The organism is Paenibacillus agaridevorans (assembly GCF_003112455.1).
In the GTDB taxonomy this organism is placed as follows: Bacteria; Bacillota; Bacilli; order Paenibacillales; family Paenibacillaceae; genus Pristimantibacillus; species Pristimantibacillus agaridevorans.
In genome coordinates this window covers 131,340-148,615 of record NZ_BDQX01000171.1, presented here as the reverse complement: position 1 = coordinate 148,615, position 17,276 = coordinate 131,340, and the positions used below count along the sequence as shown (strand labels likewise).

Here is a 17,276-nt window from a genome sequence, read left to right as displayed (position 1 = left end):
ATCCTTTGCAGGAAATCTATCATCCACTTAAACGATGAGAAACGAAGGCAGGGGAAGAGATGATTCAAGTATCGGAGGACAAAAGACGGCTCCAAGCCTTGATAGAGCGGGCGGAAGCTATAGTAGATGCAAGAGGATGTTATTATACGGACGGTGCCAAGCTGGCAATCGACGATCTGATGCAAGCGGCACGTGAAGCGTTGAAGGGCGAGAACGGCTTGCCGTTTAAACGCAATCGTGAGTTCTATGCTCCTCGTGAGGAAGAAGCGGTATTGTTCGCAACCAAGCGGTATACGATGGTGCCGCCATTCGCCAAAGAGAGCAACGTATATACTTCGTATGGAATGGAGCCCGCTCTGGAGTGGTTCGAGGAGCAGGATCTGCTTCGCGGAGGCAAGGAGCGGCTAGTTTATAAAACGGACTTGGCATTATCGAAAGCGAATGAGCTGCTGCATAATGCCCGAATTGGCGATGAAGTCGGTTGCCTGGACGATGAAGCTGTTCGTAAGCTTCGAGCATCCGCGGCAACCGTGGAACAACTAAAGCCATCATCGGATGACGCATTGAGCGATCATTCCAGCGAGGAGCTTGCGCTAGCCGTCGTGGACTGTTTTAATCGAATTCGCGAATGCCGCTACTCCCGAGTGCTTCGAACGGATGTGGATCCATACGCTTCACTCTATTTGACTGGCGAAGGACTCCAGCAGGTGAAAGCCGTGATCGAATCGGATCCGTTAGTTCGAGAGCAGTATGAACGTATTGCAGGAATTGCGGGACATTTTAGCCTGGATGATCTCGAAAAAGCCGTTGCGAACATCAAGGACGGAGAATCGGATTATGACGAGCTGAACCAGCATTTTTACTTGTGGAGCTCGACGGACAAAATCGTCAATTTCCAGGCTCCGGAACATGCGGCGAAGGCGAGCCTTTCATTTGTGCTTCCATCCGAGGAGAATGAAGAAGAAGGTCTCGGACATGTATGGATCGATCAATTGGAAATTTTATCAGCCAGCGGGGGCAGTCTTAAGATCCGGAATGCCGGTTTCGACGAGGGCTCAGACAGTCCGGACTTCTGGGTTCCGGAAGCGCGCAAGGGAAATCCTCACATGCGATGGGAAAGCGAATATCCATATTGCGGCGGTGGCGATCGGAAACGGCTGGAGCCGGCTAATCCATCATCGCAGGTTGCGACGAAACACAAAGAAGGCGTTCGTAACCATTCGCTCTATCTCTGCAATCCAACCCGTGAGGACGAGGCAGCCTGGACCTGCATCGAACCTTTTAATGTCGAAAGCGGAGTCGGGTACACGCTAACCTTCCAAGCCAAATTGGATGGCAAGCTGAAGGCGGGTTTAAAGACGGTTGTTACGTACTATAACGAATCTGGAGCGCCGATCGGAGAATATACGTATCTGTTTAATCGTAAATCGTCTATCCCGGGAGGACGCTTCCAGCTTGCGATGCAGTGCGACGCCATTCAATATGCCCTGACGGGCGAGATCGAGTATGCCATGAAAGTCAAATATGCGCTTCTATACATTCTTCATGATTTCAGCCAAGGAGCAGAGCATTGGATGGTCACCAATCTGCGTCCCGAAGGCAGCGACAGCTACGGTGCGGTACAAGGCGGAAGGCTGCTCAGCAGTGCCGCTGTCAGCTACTCGATGATTAAGCAGGCGCATATATTTTCGGGCGAGGAGAAGCGACAATTTTACGCACTGGTCGAATATTTGCTCCGATACATGCTGGATTTGAGGGATCGAACAGAGTGGACGACGAGAGAGGCGCAGGAAGGCTGCAGCAATTGGCAAACAGACATGTGTGCGGGTACCGGCCTCATGATGATGGCGCTGACCGATTTCCCGAATCGCCATACCTGGCTATATAATGCGGACGCCATACTAAAGGCGCAGCTGGAGTTGAACGTGAATCCGGATTCATCTTGGCCAGAGTCGATTCGTTACCATCATGCGGCATTGGAGCGGTTTGCTGGATATGCGAAGGCGGCGCACAATGTGCTCGGAGATAATTGGTTCGAGACAACGCCGCTCGCACGTATGTTCGGATTTAGTATCGAGATGCAAACGCCGGGCTACGAATACTTCGGCGGAAGGATCGGCACGCCGCCATTCGGCGATCATGCGCTGGGGGATGGCAGCGAATTTGGCAGCTTTGCTACTTATTTGGCGGATGTCGCCAAGGTCGATCGCAAGCTGGCGGATCGGATGTACCATACGTGGACGGCAGCCGGCAAGCCGTTTAAGAAGCTATGGGGAGAAGGCATCGTGCTGGAAAACTTGCTTGGCCAAGGCGATAATTATGTGCCTTCAACGCCGCTTGAGCTGAGCTCGACAGCTAGCTTTCCGGATGCAGGCATTTATATTTTCCGCAATGAAACCGGAGATTCGAAGCAAAGCTACTTTGGGATCATGTCCAGTCCCGGTCCGATCGCGCACGGGCATCTGGATCAAGGTGCCTTTGTCATCTATAAAAACAATATCCCGCTAGTCATGGATTCGGGAATCGAAGGTTACTTCGACAGCGGCACAAGCTGGCATATTAGCTCCTACTCCCATGCCTGTCTGCAATTTGCGACCCGTCAAACCGTTATCCCAAGCCATAACTCCGGCGCGATAAATCTGTCGGCGGGAACGTACAGTTTGGAGCGAGGCTGGGTTGATGTACCGAGAACGAGTAAAGTGCTGGAAGTGCAATTAGGCGAGGATCTGGAAAGGATTACGATCGAAATAGCTAATCCCGAAGGACAGGGCCGGCATATTCGTCATGTCACGTACGTGAAGCAAGCGGATCTGTACGTCATCCGGGATACGGTCGAGGATTTCACGGGATTGGTTCAATTTACGATTCCTGTAGCATCCAAACAAACCAAAGTGGAGGGCAGCGCCTTGCTTTCGGAAGGCGTATACGGAGTTGATCTCGAAACGGTGTTTATTCGCCCGTTGCAGTCGATCAAGGTGGAGAAAGGGCGGTCAACGCCGTTCTTTGACAGCGGAGACGATGGTGTCACCATGATGGAGTATATTCGTGCCGTTGCGGATGCGAGCGAGGGATTTTTGACGGTGCTGTATCCTAAGGAACGCGGACAACAAAAGCTGCGGACGAAGACGGATCAAGACGGAACGATCATTCTGCATGCCGGGAAGTTGAGTTGCGAGCTGAAAGCTGCACCAGAACAATACGGTGTCGTAGTAAGCCAAACTGAACGCGAAGGAGCGGAACAACGATGAATGCACAGATTGATTTGCTCAAGGAATGGAAGCTTTCGGGAAGACCGGCTGATGAAAAATATAGCTTGACACAAAAACTCGTCATCTCTTATCCTGCCGCGGACGATGCGGGAGGGTGGTATCCGATCGGGTTCGAACGGGGGCATCATGCGGCGCAGGATGCGATGGGCTGGCACGGCTTAATTCTGAAGCTTTATTGCGTTGACGATTCGACCGAAGTGAGTGTTCAAGCCAATTTTGCGGATCATATTCCGGTGAAAGCCGGAATCGCAATCGCCGGAGCTGGCATACACGAGGCGAGGGTAAGATTGGAGGACTTCGAAATCGAGACCGCAAAGGCTAACATCTGGCGGTTTCTGCAAAGCTTCGAGCTGCAAGGAAATGCCGAGCTTCTTACCGCGAAGCTCGTACGGGGAGAGAGACTGTATGTACAGGCCGACGTGAAGGGCAAGTCCGGCGAAGCCGGAGAGCTGGTTTCCTACACGATTTCGGTGTACAACTGCACGGACAGTCGGCAGCGCGTGTCGGTAAAGCAGCGGTTTGAAGGCTGGGAGTCGCTCTTAGCGGAGCTGTCGCCGAAGGAATTCGACCTTGCGCCGTACGCCAGTCAGGAGGTAACGGCCGTCTTTAAGATGCATGAATCCGTGGTGCCTGGAGGTCACGAAAGTACCGTGCTGCGTTTTATAGGCAACGGGGACGGTACAAGCGCTGCCGAGATCGAGCTCAAAACGATGCGAAGACTTGCTCATCCGTATATATACTGGTCGAAGGAGCAGTGGGCGGAGCGCAAGAGGCTCATCGATCGTCACGATTGCTTCCAGCCGGGTTATGAGCGCCTCCTTCAAGATGCTGCGGCATGGGAAGTAAAGCCGCCAGTGCCAGTCGATGAGCGGGACTATTGCTACGACACGCAAGAAGAGCATTTCATCATGTCCGCTGCTTACGCTTACGCGCTGACCGGCGAGAAACATTATGCGGAGAAAGTGGCGCAATTTTTCCGTTACTTCATCAACGAAGAAAACGGATATCCGAAGAAGAAAAAGGGCTGCAGCCAAAGCTATGTCCAGGAAGGACATTTTTTTCAGCATCTCGCGATTCCGTATGACATCATCTTCGATGCTGGCGTGTTGACGCCGGGGGAGCACCAAGGGATCGAGAAATGCTTCCGGATTTATATGGATATTCTAGACCATCATATCCATGGCGGTCATATATCCAACTGGCTGCTATCCGAAATAACCGGCGCGTTTTATTGCGCATTAGCCATTCAGGACATGGAGAGAGCGCTTCGCTTTGTATTCGGGCCCGGAGGATCAATCGAGCAGCTGCGATACGGTCTGTTCAATGATGGCTGGTGGCATGAGTGCTCGGTCAGCTACAATACCTGGGTATCGTCGATGTATATCCATACGGCCCATGCGCTCTTGCCGTTTGGCATCAATATCGTCCATACGCATTTCCCTGCGCCGTTTAACGACGAGGTGAACAGCACGTACAACGGGGAGGATGCCCGTTTCCGTTTTGGGATGTACAACAAACGTTGGGGCGGCAGTAGTAAAAGCTATATCCGCATTAAGGATATGTTCGATGCTACGATCCCGTTTTTGGACTACCGGGGAGTACTGTTCGGCATCAGCGATTCGGAGGAGCGGAAGCTGGAGGGAGTACATTTTGGGTCAACCTACGATTTGGCTTATTTCTATTACAAAGATCCCGAATACGTACCGGTTATCAAAATGAATAACGTAGTCGACCCCATCTTTGGCCATGCGGAATTGCCCGATGTTCGTTCTTCTTATGGGACAAGCAACGCCTATTCCGATAATGTAGGCGTCGCAATGCTGCGAAGCCAGACGGAGGGAAGGGAGCAGCAGGATCGAATCCAAGCGGTGCTCCGATACGGCTCCCATGGCTACGCGCACGGTCATTTTGACCGGACAGGGCTGTTATCCGTCATGCGTTACGGCCGAAGCTTCTTTAATCCTGAGCATGTTTGGTGGGGTTATCATCATTTCATGTACAAATTTTACGTGCAAAACTCGATGACCAAAAACATGGTCGTCGTCGATGGGAAAGTGCAGGTGCCAGCCGATTCCAGACGTACGTTGTTCTATAGCGGAAACGCCATACAAGCAGTGGCGGTGGAGACGACCGCAAAGTGGGCATATCCCCCATATGGCGGCATGATCTATCGAGACGACGAGACGCTGGAGGAGCGCTGCGCGATGAATGCCAGCACATTGCCCGAAGCGCCGGCCGGGGCGATATACGGGGAGCTGTCGGATTATACGGAGCCTGTTCGTCAGAAGCGGGTGATGGGGATAACGGATGATTTTATCGTTATGTTCGATGATGTGGAAGGAGAGCGTGAGCATCAGTTCGATTGCCTGTTCCAAATCAAAGGTTTCCACGCTCTGCAGGCCGAGAGCTTAACTAAAACGAAACATACGAGCCAGCTGACGGATAATCCCATGTCGGATGCGCAGTTTATTACGGATTGCCATTGGTATGAGGTCGATGGAGCAAGCGTTGCCAGCTTCAAGACCTTATACGGCGAAGGCGAGGATCTGCGTGGAACAAGAACGTCATACAATCGTCCCGGCCTGCTCAAAATGGATGTTCATGCGGCATGGCCACAGCATACCGAACAATTTATTGGGCGGGCGGCGGAGTATCACGGCATTACGATACCAATGGCGTACAAGGTCGAGGCGGATGGAGAAGTCCTTTCGGAAGGCGCTTTTGGTGCATGGCTTTTAGGAGAAGGCAAGGTCGATCTGGCAATCGCCGAAGGCGTCCAAACCTTGACCTTACGTGTGAAAAATGATCCGATTTATACCGAGCAAAAATATCCGCTGCGGACAAAGCAAGGTTTGTTCTGGGGCGAGGCTTACATCGTAACGGCGGACGGAAAAAGACTGACACTGAGTGATTTGTCGCCTGTATATAACAATGTGGACAGTGGCTTCGGCATCGGCAAGGATTACGAGAATGGACGTGTAACGATCGTGGGCAACGAATATCCGGGAGCGATACCGACAAGCCCGATCGATCATGATCAAGAAGCGGTAATAAGCGTCAATTTGGAAGGTCTGCAGGCCGTTCGCTTCATAGGATTGATCGGAGCGGATGCGTTCCCGGGCGATGAAGCCCAGAGACGTATGACATACGGTATTCGGACGCAAGGCAAGGTTGGACGGTTCGTCACAATCGTTGAGCCTTATGAGGGAGATCGCGTGATCCGCTCCGTGCAAGCTTTGGACGCGAATACGGTTCGAGTCGAGCTCATAGACGGCAGACTGCAAGAGATAGTCGTTAACGACATCGAGTCTGATCACTCATCGTTGTTTTTGAGTGAATATCGTAACGGCGATCTCATTCGTGAAGAACTGGCTGCAAATTCATAATACAAAGGCAAGCAAAGAGGTATGAATATCCGTTTCATGCCTTTTTTGCTGTCATGTAAATGACTTCTTAAAAAAGCGTACTTAAAACTTAAAAAAGCGCATACCAAGCCGTTAGAGTCTATCCCTATAATTTAAGTTACAAACTCACATAGACAACAGTAGATTACAACTTTGAAATGAGGAAAGGTCACATGAGCACGCTGCGTTATTTTGTGTTGAAAAAGAGTCTGCTGATCCGAATTATTTTATCTTATTTAATCGTAGGAATTTTAATCATTGCGGCGTTAACGCTTGCGATTACGTCCAAAGTATCTGAAAGCTTGAAGAATGAATGGACGGAATCAACGGATCGTTCGTTGGAGCAATCCTACAATACCGCAAACATATTATTGAATTCGACTTACCAACAATTTGGAAACGCTTTCGATTCCGCGGACATTCAAGCCGGCTTTTACGCTAATGAGTTTGATACGGGATTGATGGGGCGAATCGGGAACAAATTGACTGAACTCGCTAATACGAATCCGATGGTGCATTCGGTATATGTGGTTAATACGCGGCATGAGCTGGTGTTTTCTTCTCTCACGACGGTAAGAACTTTTGACGAATTTTATGACCAGCAAATCCTGCAACTGCTTGAAAATTCCGGTGCTATGCGCGGAAGCATTTTTATCCCGCGACATACATCCTTTGTCTCGGATACGAAATCATTTAGCGGGAATTTAATTAGCGTCGCTTATTCAAGCGCGAGAGACGAAAAAGCGACAAATGGGGCAATGATTCTGAATTTGGATCAGCAAGTGCTGCAGCATATGATGATGAACGGCGCGGGAAGCAACTCGTTCCAATCGATGATTCTCAACAGGCAAGGAGTCGTCATCTCCCATTCGGACCTCTCGAGGATCAACTCGAATTTGTCAGAGCTGGATGTCGTTCAGCGGATTTTGCAATCCGAATCGCCGCGAGGCGTCGTCGAGACGGAGCTGGACGGCACCGAACATCGGCTGTTCTATATCAAATCCGAAAGTCTGGGCTGGGTATTCATCGGCGATATTAACTATCAGTCCTTGCTAAGCAAGGTGAATACAATGAGACAGTACATCCTTGCCGTTACGGCCGTGATCTTGATTGTCGTGGGGATAAGCGGATTTTTTTTCACTCGCATGATCTACGGTCCGATTCATCGACTCATCAAAAATGTTGCGGGAATGCGGGGCTCTGAAGCGAACAACGAGCCGATCAGCGAATTCGACATGCTTACAGGAGCTTTTCGGCACTTGGAACGAGAGATTCAAGATTTACAGAGCAGCATGACGGCTTACAGGCATACGGAGCAAAGGGAAGTTTTGCGGTTGTTAACGACAGGAGGCTGGACCAGAGATTCGGATATAGAGAGGAGGCTGTCAAAGATCGGCATGTCACTTCCAGCCGAGGGCTTCCAGGTGTGTATGCTGCGTCTGGATGCTTTCGGGGAGCTTGAAGAGACATACAGTCCTAACGATTTATCCTTGTTAAAATACGCTATTTCTAACGTTGCCGATGAAATTTGCTCTGCACATTTTCCAGCTTTCAGCTTTGATGGAGAGGAAGATCGGATCGTCATTTTGATCTTGAAGCCACATGGCTCGGAGGAGCTGGTCACACAGATTCTTATGGATATACAAGACAATACGGAAAAATTTTTGAAGATGTCTGTTTCCGCTTTTATAGGCTCACATGGGGGCGATCTGCGAAGCATACCCCTATCCTGGCAGTCGGCTTATAATGTGTCGCGATATCGCCTGGCATTTGGTCCCGGATGTTTAATCGCCACTGAAATCGAGCATAGCCGTGAGCCGATCTCCGATACTCTGTCCGCCACGATGGAGAAGCAAGTGTCCGAAAGCATGAAGGTTGGAGACTTATCGAAAACCATCTATTCACTCCAGGAGTATTTTGCACTGCTACGCAAGGCTCCTTTTGACGAAATGATGATTTTGTTGAACCAGCTGTTGTTTACCGTGACCCGTACCGCTAAAGCGATGGCGACTGGAGACCGCAGCGGCCTTAGTACGGATATCGGCGCTTTGGGACAGCAATTGTACAGGTGCGAGACGCTCGATCAAGCGGAGGAATGGTTCGTTGGACTCAGTGAAATGGCGATCAGCATGCGGGATAAGCAGTCCTCGCAAAAAAACGTCATGATCGTGGAGAAGCTAAGAGAGCACATTCATCAATCGTATATGGATCCGAATCTGACGATCGAGAAGCTAGCGGAAGTGGCAGGTCTATCCGTCAACTATACAAGAAAGATTTTTAAAGATATCGCATGTGTTTCCTTAAACCAATACCTGAGCGATTATCGATTCGAAAAAGCAAAAGTGCTGTTGCTGACAACGGATTTACCGGCAAACCGAATAGGGGAGATGGTCGGGATCGACAATACAAAGTATTTTTACATCTCGTTTAAAAAGTACAGTGGAAAAACACCGGATCACTTCCGAAAAAGCAGTGATGATCGGGATGATCTGAAGTAAATAGAGAATGAACAAACCCCCTTCTTCTGATGAAAGGGGGTTGTTTGTTCAATTATCGGAAAGTATAAAGGACGGCGACAGCCGTTTCAGCTTGTCATTCTGGCATTTTTTAAACTGTTTATTGAATTTTAAACCCTATCCTTTCTTTGATTTTATGCTTTTTCATCGAATTTTGAGGTTTAGCGAATGACTAAGACAAGATAGAGTGATGACATGACAACAGCAAAGAGATTGAAGGAGGATCTACATGGGCCACACCACTGCAAGCCTAACCGAGCAGCATTTCCCGAAAAGCAGGAATCGAGGGAAGCTCGGAGCATTCTTTTTTGAACTATTAAAAAACAAATTTTTATATCTTCTTGCATTGCCGGCAATGATTTGGTTTTTTGTTTTTGCTTACTTGCCAATGGGCGGGATTGTCATCGCGTTCCAAGATTTTAAGGCAATGAAGGGAATCACAGGCAGTGAATTCATCGGACTCAAAAACTTTCAGTTTTTCTTCCGATCGAGCGACTGGATTCAAATTGTGACCAATACGCTGTTTTTGAACATTTTATTTATCGTTTTTAATACGCTTGCAGCCGTGGTCATTGCCATAATGGTTACGGAAATGGGTGGCAAGTGGTACAAGAAGATTACTCAATCCGTCATGATCTTTCCGCATTTTCTGTCCTGGACAGTCGTAGCGATGTTCGTGATGGCATTCGTTGCAACGGATGGCGGCTTTATCAATCAGATCTTGTCCGTGTTCGGAATCGGCCCTATTCAATTTTTGTCGTCGCCGGGCTATTGGCCTCTTATTCTTGTATTGCTTAAGATATGGCATGGAGCTGGCTTTGGCTCAATTATTTATATGGCCACGATCTCGGGAATTAATCCGGATATTTACGAATCTGCTTCGATGGATGGAGCTAGCCGCTTCCAAAAGATTCGTTATATTACATTGCCGCTGATCAAGCCTACTGTTATTTTGCTAACCATACTGGCGGTTGGCGGCATCTTTAACGGGGACTTCGGTATGATATATGCGATTATCGGACGCAATCCATTGCTCTATCCAACGACGGATGTCATCGATACGTATCTATTTCGTGCAATGATGGATCTTGGCGATATGAGCATGTCGGCTGCGATCGGCTTCATGCAATCGTTGATTGGATTCATCCTCGTATTGACCGTCAACTATATCGCCAAAAAAACCGCACCAGAATCTGCTATTTTCTAGATAAGGAGTCGATATGAAACCATGATAAAGGAAAGCTTCCCGGATCGACTGCTCAAAGGATTATTTTATGTCTTGATGGGACTATTCTCACTTTATTGTTTATTGCCCTTCTGGTCCGTCGTGGCCAGTTCCTTTACCTCGGAAGCATCCATCTTGAAGAACGGATATATGTTTTGGCCATCAGATTTTAGCTTGGAAGCCTACAAAATGATTTTCAGGGACAATACGATTTATCGCTCTTACGGCGTCACGACCTTCGTTACATTGGTCGGAACGGCGATGTCCATGATTTTGACCAGTGCGATGGCGTACACGCTTTCGGTAAAATCCGTGAAATATCGTAATCATATGGCTTTTTATATTTACTTTACGATGCTTTTCCATGGCGGCCTTGTCGCCTCGTATCTACTGATTTCAAAATATCTGGACATGAAAGATACGATTTGGGTACTTATCATTCCCAGCATGTTGAGTGCATGGAATATGTTTCTGCTTCGCAATTTCTTCGCTTCTATTGACGATTCGATTGCCGAATCTGCCAAAATTGACGGAGCAAACGATGCCTACATTTTGTTCCGCATCATTTTGCCAATATCGCTGCCGGCTTTGGCGACAATCGGACTATTTTATGCCTTAGGATATTGGAACAAATGGTTTGACGCTGTCCTGTACATTAATGATAAAAATTTGTATCCGCTTCAATATTTAATTCAACGTATCATGAACAATTTGGACTATGTCAATCAAATCTCTGCGGATATCAGCATTCCGAACTTTATTCCGCCAGCGATGACAGTGCGCCTTGCTACAACGGTCGTAACCATTGGCCCCATTATTTTCCTGTATCCGTTCTTGCAGAAGTATTTTGTCAAAGGCCTTATGGTAGGCGCCGTAAAAGGCTAGATCCGCCCTTTGGCGGTTTAGTATAAAGCTATAACATGTAAGTAGAAAAAGGGAGGAATTAGCAACATGAAGAGGAAAGTTTTGACGGTTTCATTATTATCCGTTGCGCTTGTCGTTTCTGCGGCAGCTTGCAGCAGCAACAAGGTTGAACAAGGTACGCCTTCCACAGGAACAAATGCGGTGTCTACACCACAGCCGCCTAAGGCAGTGACGCTAAAAGGCATGCTTTTTGGCGACGAGCCAAAGGACCTGCCGATAGTTTTGGAGGAGTTCGAAAGCCGGACAAAGGATACGCTGAATACAAAGCTGGTGATTCAATGGAATCCGCCATCGGATCATAAGCAGAAGGTTAAGCTGATGATGGCCGCAGGCGAAGAAGTCGATTTTGTGTTTGATGCAGACTTTCAAAATTTGAGAGAGCTTATTCCTCAAGGCGCTTACGCTCAATTGGATAAATATTTTAACAATGATGAGTACCCGGGCTTGAAAGCGGCGTTTTCTCCAGAGTTCATCGAGATGAACAAACGTTATGACGATCATTTGTATACGATTCCATTCACGCAATATTTCTTTGATATTCCGGTTGTATATATTCGCAAGGATTTGCGAGAGAAGCTTGGCTTTAGCGAGCCGATCTCCAGCTACGAAGAGCTTCAACAATATTATGAAAAAGTTCTCGAATCCGAAAAGGGTATCACTCCGTTGGCTGTTAGAGGCAATGGCGGCTTCCAGGAAATGCTTGCTCCGGAGAGAGAGGAGCTGGATACGGTCCGTCCTCTGAATCTAGGCGGAGTTATCTATTATGTTCATCTGTCCGATGACTTAAAGCAAGTACAGGATGTTGTCGCATTTGGCGATGATGCCCCCGCATGGGCGAAACTGCCTGCTCCGCTTGATACGATGAAAACAGCATTTGCACAATACGACAAATGGGCGGAGTGGAGCAAATATTTGGAGAAGGACGTACTCAGCCAGAAGGATCACAAGGCTTACTTCATGTCCGGTAAAGCAGCATCTTATTATGGCACGATTTCGTCGTATGCTGCGGATAAGAAAAAACTGCAGGAAACGATTGCAGATGCAGACCTAGAGTTTTTTGTCTTGAAGGATAAGATTCGCAACATGGAGCCGCAAGCCATCTCGACCTCTTACAAATCGAATAACTCAATCGCGATTCCGGTGTCCTCCAAAAACATCGACAGAACGATGAAGTTTTTTGACTGGTTATTCCAAAGCCGCGAAAATCATGACTTATTCGAATATGGAATTGAGGGCAAGCATTGGGAGCCTGTCGGAGAAAACCAACTGAAGCTTCTGGACGAATCTGATAATTATGTGTTCCCTGGCTACGAATTCAGCTGGAACCCCAATATGATCCGCCTGCCAGCGGATTTGGATGAAACGGCGAAAAGTTACTTCGAATATTCGGCCAAAGAGGACACGTATTATGCTCCGGTGCTCGCAAAGTTCACATTTGACACCTCTAATGTAAAAGGCGAATTTGCCAACGTTCAATCGAAGGCAGATCCGTTTGTCCAAACGCTGAAGGCCGGCCAAGTGAAGGATTGGGAAGCCGAAGCAGTGGCGCTTAACAAGGAACTGAAGGCGCTTGGTTTGGATACGATTCGTGAAGAGATCAAAACGCAAGTTCAGGCCTATCTGGATGCTGGCGGCAAATAAATTCATGGAGAAGAGCCGGGCTGTGGAGTAAGTTCCGCACCCGGTTCTCTGCTGTAAGATGACGTTTGGTTCAATACGCATTATCGGTTCACAGACGACATAATGGGCTGCCCATCCTTCAATGGCATTCGAGTAGACGCTTGCGATACGATTGTAACCAATGCCGATGCCAAACAAGTGATTGTTATGGATTCTGACTATAAGAACGCATGGATTGAAGCCAAAGGATATCCATCAGAAAAAACAATCATAAGGCATGTTTTGAACTATATGGAAGGCGGTTCGGAGTCATTTAAACATAAAATGGCAACGTATATGTTATACGAAGACGATTTAATGGTTAAATCGTAACTCGAGAGTAGAGTTGGTATTTCAATGTATTCCGCGATCTCTAAAACGTCATTAACCAATAATTCTATAAGCGCAAGCCCGCACTTGAAGTGCGGGCTTGCAATTTAGGTTTAAATTTATTTCGTGAATTGCGCTTTTTCTTTAGAGCGCCGTATAAATTCGCGCATTTCTTCATGAGCTTCGGCTCGTTCTTCTGGAGGTATCGGAATCGCCATAATTCCATCATCTAGGGGTCTAATAACAGGGCGACGACCGATTGCGGAAACCCGACCAGCGACGACTGTTTTGACTTTACGCATAATCATCAACTCCTTTAGATTAAGTATAATTCAATAAGCCGGTTGGCTTCAACTGTAGGAATAGCTAAAAGTCTCTTTTTGCTGTTAACAACTTCCATTCCGTAATGGTCAATGTAATGCTCTAACAACCCTGTTTTTGCTTGTAGTAGTACATAACCCTCGCCATTATTATCAAAACTTGTTTGACATGCCAAGCAGAATAGCACTTCTCCAACATTGATAAATTCATTTCTCGGCTTGCGGTTAAAAGGCGCTTTTTCAATCAAATCAACTTCAACAAAGCCATCTTTGATCGCAATGGCGATTAATCCTTGTATAATAGGATTTCCAGTAATGTGCAGTTTATAAGCGGTGCACTCATGATTTGACGCTAAATATGTTGACCAATTCAAACCCCGTGACCATCCATCACTTTTCTTTAACTGGACTAAATCAGACTTCGATAATAAGCTGAAATCAGCTTGGTAAGTCTCCCCACTTTGATGGATTAGTTTCCAATTCATCTTTGTGCCTCCCTACTTGTCCACTGTCTTATTACATTAATTTCCTTTGACCTTATAGCAACACTCCTGACATTAGAACTGAAATACTTATCTCCGATTCTTGAAGAAAACACGCAAGGACGTATCCTTGCTTGATGCCATGAGTTTTATAAGGCGAAGGGATAAAGAGCATGAAAAAGAAAGAAAGCCCTTGTCACGGTGGTACAAGGTGCTTGAAACCATCATAATATCGGCGAGAGCAGCCTCGCAACTGCCTGTTTGAATTTCGCCACGTTCGAGCGCTCGCCGTAGCGCTCCTTCGTCAATTCCGTGCAAGATTCACTATCTTGTAGAAACAACTCATGCAATTCCTTGGCGACGTTGGCGTCATAGACAAGCGCGTTCACTTCAAAGTTCAAGCGGAAGCTGCGCGGATCAATGTTCATCGTGCCGACAGAAGCGACCTCTTCATCTACGACGATCGTTTTGGCGTGCATGAAGCCTTTTTCGTATTGCAAAATCTTTACCCCGTACGGCAGCAGTTCTCCAACGTGCACCAGTGTCGCCGAATACACAAAAGGATGATCCGGTTTGTTCGGAATCATGATGCGTACGTCCACACCCGACAACAACGCCATTTTGCAGGCGTCCATAAAGCTTGCGTCCGGAATAAAATACGGCGATTGAATGAAAATGCTTCGCTTCGCTTTAACAATTAGCTTCAAATACATGATCTTCAGATGTTCCGTTTGGGAATTCGGCCCGCTCGATATAATCTGGATGGCGCTGTTGCCGGGATGATGATCGGGACGGAAGGAGAAATGTTTTTCGATATTTTGACGCTCATAATTGGTTGCTTTGCTCCAGTCCATGATGAAACGGCCTTGAATCAAGGCAACCGCCCCGCCTTTAATCCGAAAATGCGTATCCCGCCAATAACCCATCCGTTCGGATAATCCCAAGTATTCATCTCCGACATTAAAACCACCTACATATCCCACTTCACCGTCAATAATGCACAGTTTGCGGTGATTGCGATTGTTGATCCGAAGATTGATCAGACGGCTCCAGGACGGGAAAAATGCAGCGACTTCCCCACCGTGAACGATCAAATCGCGGAAGAACGAGCGCGACATGCGTCTCGAACCGACCTCATCGTAGAGCACGCGAACTTTAACGCCTTCCTTCGCCTTCTCGGTTAATAGATCGCGCAGCTTTTTGCCAAGGTTGTCCGGTTTGATAATGTAATATTCAATGTTGATTTCGTCGGTCGCTTTGCGAATATCTGCGAATAACGCATCGAATTTAGCCTGTCCGTCATGGTAAATCTTCACTTCGTTATCGGTCGTCACCAGCGCGTTGGACGATTTCAAATTCATTTTTACTAGTTTCGAATACTTTTGTAGAAGCTCGCCGTGCTTATGTATGTCTTGAAATTGTTTGTCCGCCGTATCATGGAAGAACGCAAGCTCCTCTGCCGTAAGTTGAAAGAAGTTATTTTGTTTTAATTGTCGGCCCAAGAAAACGTAAACCAAGAATCCGAGAACCGGTATAAAAAATAAGATCATCAACCAAGCCCACGTTGAGCCGATATCCCTACGTTCGATAAAGACCACGATACAGGCGAAAATAATGTTGATAACGGTTACGAGGGATAGGATAAGTGTAGTGATGCTCCCGATTTCCAAGACGTTCCACCTCTTCATCTATGTCTCCAACCATCTTAGCAATCCGGATGTTCATTTTCAATGAAAATGTCGCCGAACGGGACCGCGAGAAGAAAGTTGTGGAATTGTCGGAAGAACTCAATTGTTTAGCAGCCCTTCTCAAGATGTCGCATCTATATTAAAATCAAATAACCGAGGGATGTACCATTTGTCTGGTTGGTTGAATATAAATTGGAAATCAATTAATAGCACCGAATGGACCCAAAACTCTGACACGCTGAACATCACATGGACAGGTGAATTAACATCAGCGATCTTGTTTGTTCAGGCTAAACCTTTTTAACAAGCTGATGCGTAGGTGATTATGAGATGGCGGATATCTATGATCGGATGGGAATAACTAAGATCATTAATGCTTGCGGCACGATAACGAAGATAGGCGGCTCTAAGATGGCTGCAGAGGTGCTTGCGGCAATGAACGAGGCTGCAGGTGCTTTTGTGGACATTCATAAGTTTCATGCCAAATCAGGGGAGAGAATAGCCGAATTGTTTGGAGTTGAAGCTGCATGCATTACTTCAGGCGCCTCCGCGGGAATCGCCATATCGGCCGCAGCTTGTATGACTAGGGGAAATGCTAAGAAGATTATCCAGCTGCCTGATACAACAGGCATTCCTGATGAAGCTTTGATGCTCAAAAGCCACAGGATTCTTTATGATCAGGCACTAAGGGTATCCGGTGCAAAGATAAGTGAGATCGGTGAAATATCTAAAGTTTCTATCCGACAGATTGAAGAAGCCGTCTCTGATAATACTGCTCTATTTTTTTACATAGCAGCTGCAGAACAGGTAAAAGGCTCCTTGTCTCTCGCTGATATTATTCGTGTTATGAGGAGAAATCAAATCCCCATTGTAGTAGACGCAGCTGCAGAACTGCCTCCGCTTAACAATGTGTCGAAGTATCTAGAGCAGGGAGCAGACCTTGTCATTATTAGCGGTGGTAAAGAAATTCGCGGTCCGCAATCTTCGGGTCTTATTCTAGGTAGAAGAGAGCTAATAGAAGCTTGCATAGCGAACAGCAGTCCCAACTTTAGTATTGGTCGTTCTATGAAAACAGATAAAGAAACCATTGCGGGCCTTGTTAAGGCAGTGGAGTTATTCATAAGGAAAGATTATGTTCAAGAAATGAGACGCTGGGAAGCCATGGTATCCAATATCGTTGAGTCACTATCTCCAATACTGGGTACACACGTGCGACGAGGGTTTTCGAAGGAGCCTGGCGTGCAGCCAGCACATATACCTAGAGTATTTCTTAAACCTACCGCATCCACTGCGCAAGAGCTTCAAAATCGATTGATGATGATGGTACCGATTATCTATACTAATATACAAGAGGATGAGCTTGTCATTAATCCGCAATGTCTGGAAGATGATGAAGTAGCTCAAGTGATCGAGGCAATTATGGCGTTATTAGAGTAACGGAAGGAAACCATTTTTGGAT

General features: G+C 47.2%; 10 protein-coding genes and 1 pseudogene. 8 read left to right on the top strand and 3 right to left on the bottom strand.

Annotated elements, in window-relative coordinates; genetic code table 11:
* Positions 1-59: 59 nt before the first annotated feature.
* The 7 genes and pseudogenes from PAT3040_RS15695 to PAT3040_RS40025 all read left to right on the top strand — a co-directional run.
* Positions 60-3,248, top strand: a complete 3,189-nt coding sequence (locus PAT3040_RS15695) for a heparinase II/III domain-containing protein (RefSeq protein ID WP_108993494.1) — start codon at positions 60-62, stop codon at positions 3,246-3,248.
* Positions 3,245-6,655 (top strand): COG1470 family protein, encoded by a 3,411-nt coding sequence (locus PAT3040_RS15690; RefSeq protein WP_108993493.1) that lies wholly within the window; start codon positions 3,245-3,247, stop codon positions 6,653-6,655. Before PAT3040_RS15695 ends, PAT3040_RS15690 begins: the two co-directional genes overlap by 4 nt.
* A 191-nt stretch (positions 6,656-6,846) precedes the next feature.
* Positions 6,847-9,171: an AraC family transcriptional regulator gene (locus PAT3040_RS15685; RefSeq protein ID WP_108993492.1), complete on the top strand. Its 2,325-nt coding sequence runs from the start codon at positions 6,847-6,849 to the stop codon at positions 9,169-9,171.
* 247 nt (positions 9,172-9,418) lie between these two features.
* Positions 9,419-10,396 (top strand): ABC transporter permease, encoded by a 978-nt coding sequence (locus PAT3040_RS15680; protein ID WP_108993491.1) that lies wholly within the window; start codon positions 9,419-9,421, stop codon positions 10,394-10,396.
* 21 nt (positions 10,397-10,417) lie between these two features.
* Positions 10,418-11,299 (top strand): carbohydrate ABC transporter permease, encoded by an 882-nt coding sequence (locus PAT3040_RS15675; protein WP_108993490.1) that lies wholly within the window; start codon positions 10,418-10,420, stop codon positions 11,297-11,299.
* Between the two features lie 66 nt (positions 11,300-11,365).
* A complete protein-coding gene (locus tag PAT3040_RS15670) occupies positions 11,366-12,979 on the top strand; it encodes an ABC transporter substrate-binding protein (protein ID WP_108993489.1) in 1,614 nt (537 codons plus the stop codon).
* Positions 12,980-13,126: 147 nt separating this feature from the next.
* Positions 13,127-13,330 (top strand): annotated as a pseudogene (locus PAT3040_RS40025) (hypothetical protein); the annotation flags it as partial.
* Positions 13,331-13,446: 116 nt separating this feature from the next.
* Here PAT3040_RS40025 and PAT3040_RS15660 read toward each other — a convergent pair.
* The 3 genes from PAT3040_RS15660 to cls all read right to left on the bottom strand — a co-directional run bounded on the left by PAT3040_RS15660 (position 13,447) and on the right by cls (position 15,799).
* Positions 13,447-13,629: a hypothetical protein gene (locus tag PAT3040_RS15660; protein WP_108993487.1), complete on the bottom strand. Its 183-nt coding sequence runs from the start codon at positions 13,627-13,629 to the stop codon at positions 13,447-13,449.
* A 14-nt stretch (positions 13,630-13,643) separates the two neighbouring features.
* Positions 13,644-14,132 (bottom strand): hypothetical protein, encoded by a 489-nt coding sequence (locus PAT3040_RS15655; protein ID WP_108993486.1) that lies wholly within the window; start codon positions 14,130-14,132, stop codon positions 13,644-13,646.
* Between the two features lie 221 nt (positions 14,133-14,353).
* The gene (gene cls / locus PAT3040_RS15650) at positions 14,354-15,799 is read right to left on the bottom strand and encodes a cardiolipin synthase (RefSeq protein ID WP_373863950.1); all 1,446 of its coding nucleotides are present in this window, start codon (positions 15,797-15,799) and stop codon (positions 14,354-14,356) included.
* 348 nt (positions 15,800-16,147) lie between these two features.
* Here cls and PAT3040_RS15645 point away from each other — a divergent pair, with 348 nt between their 5' ends.
* The gene (locus tag PAT3040_RS15645; protein WP_108993484.1) at positions 16,148-17,254 is read left to right on the top strand and encodes an aminotransferase class V-fold PLP-dependent enzyme; all 1,107 of its coding nucleotides are present in this window, start codon (positions 16,148-16,150) and stop codon (positions 17,252-17,254) included.
* Positions 17,255-17,276: the final 22 nt, after the last annotated feature.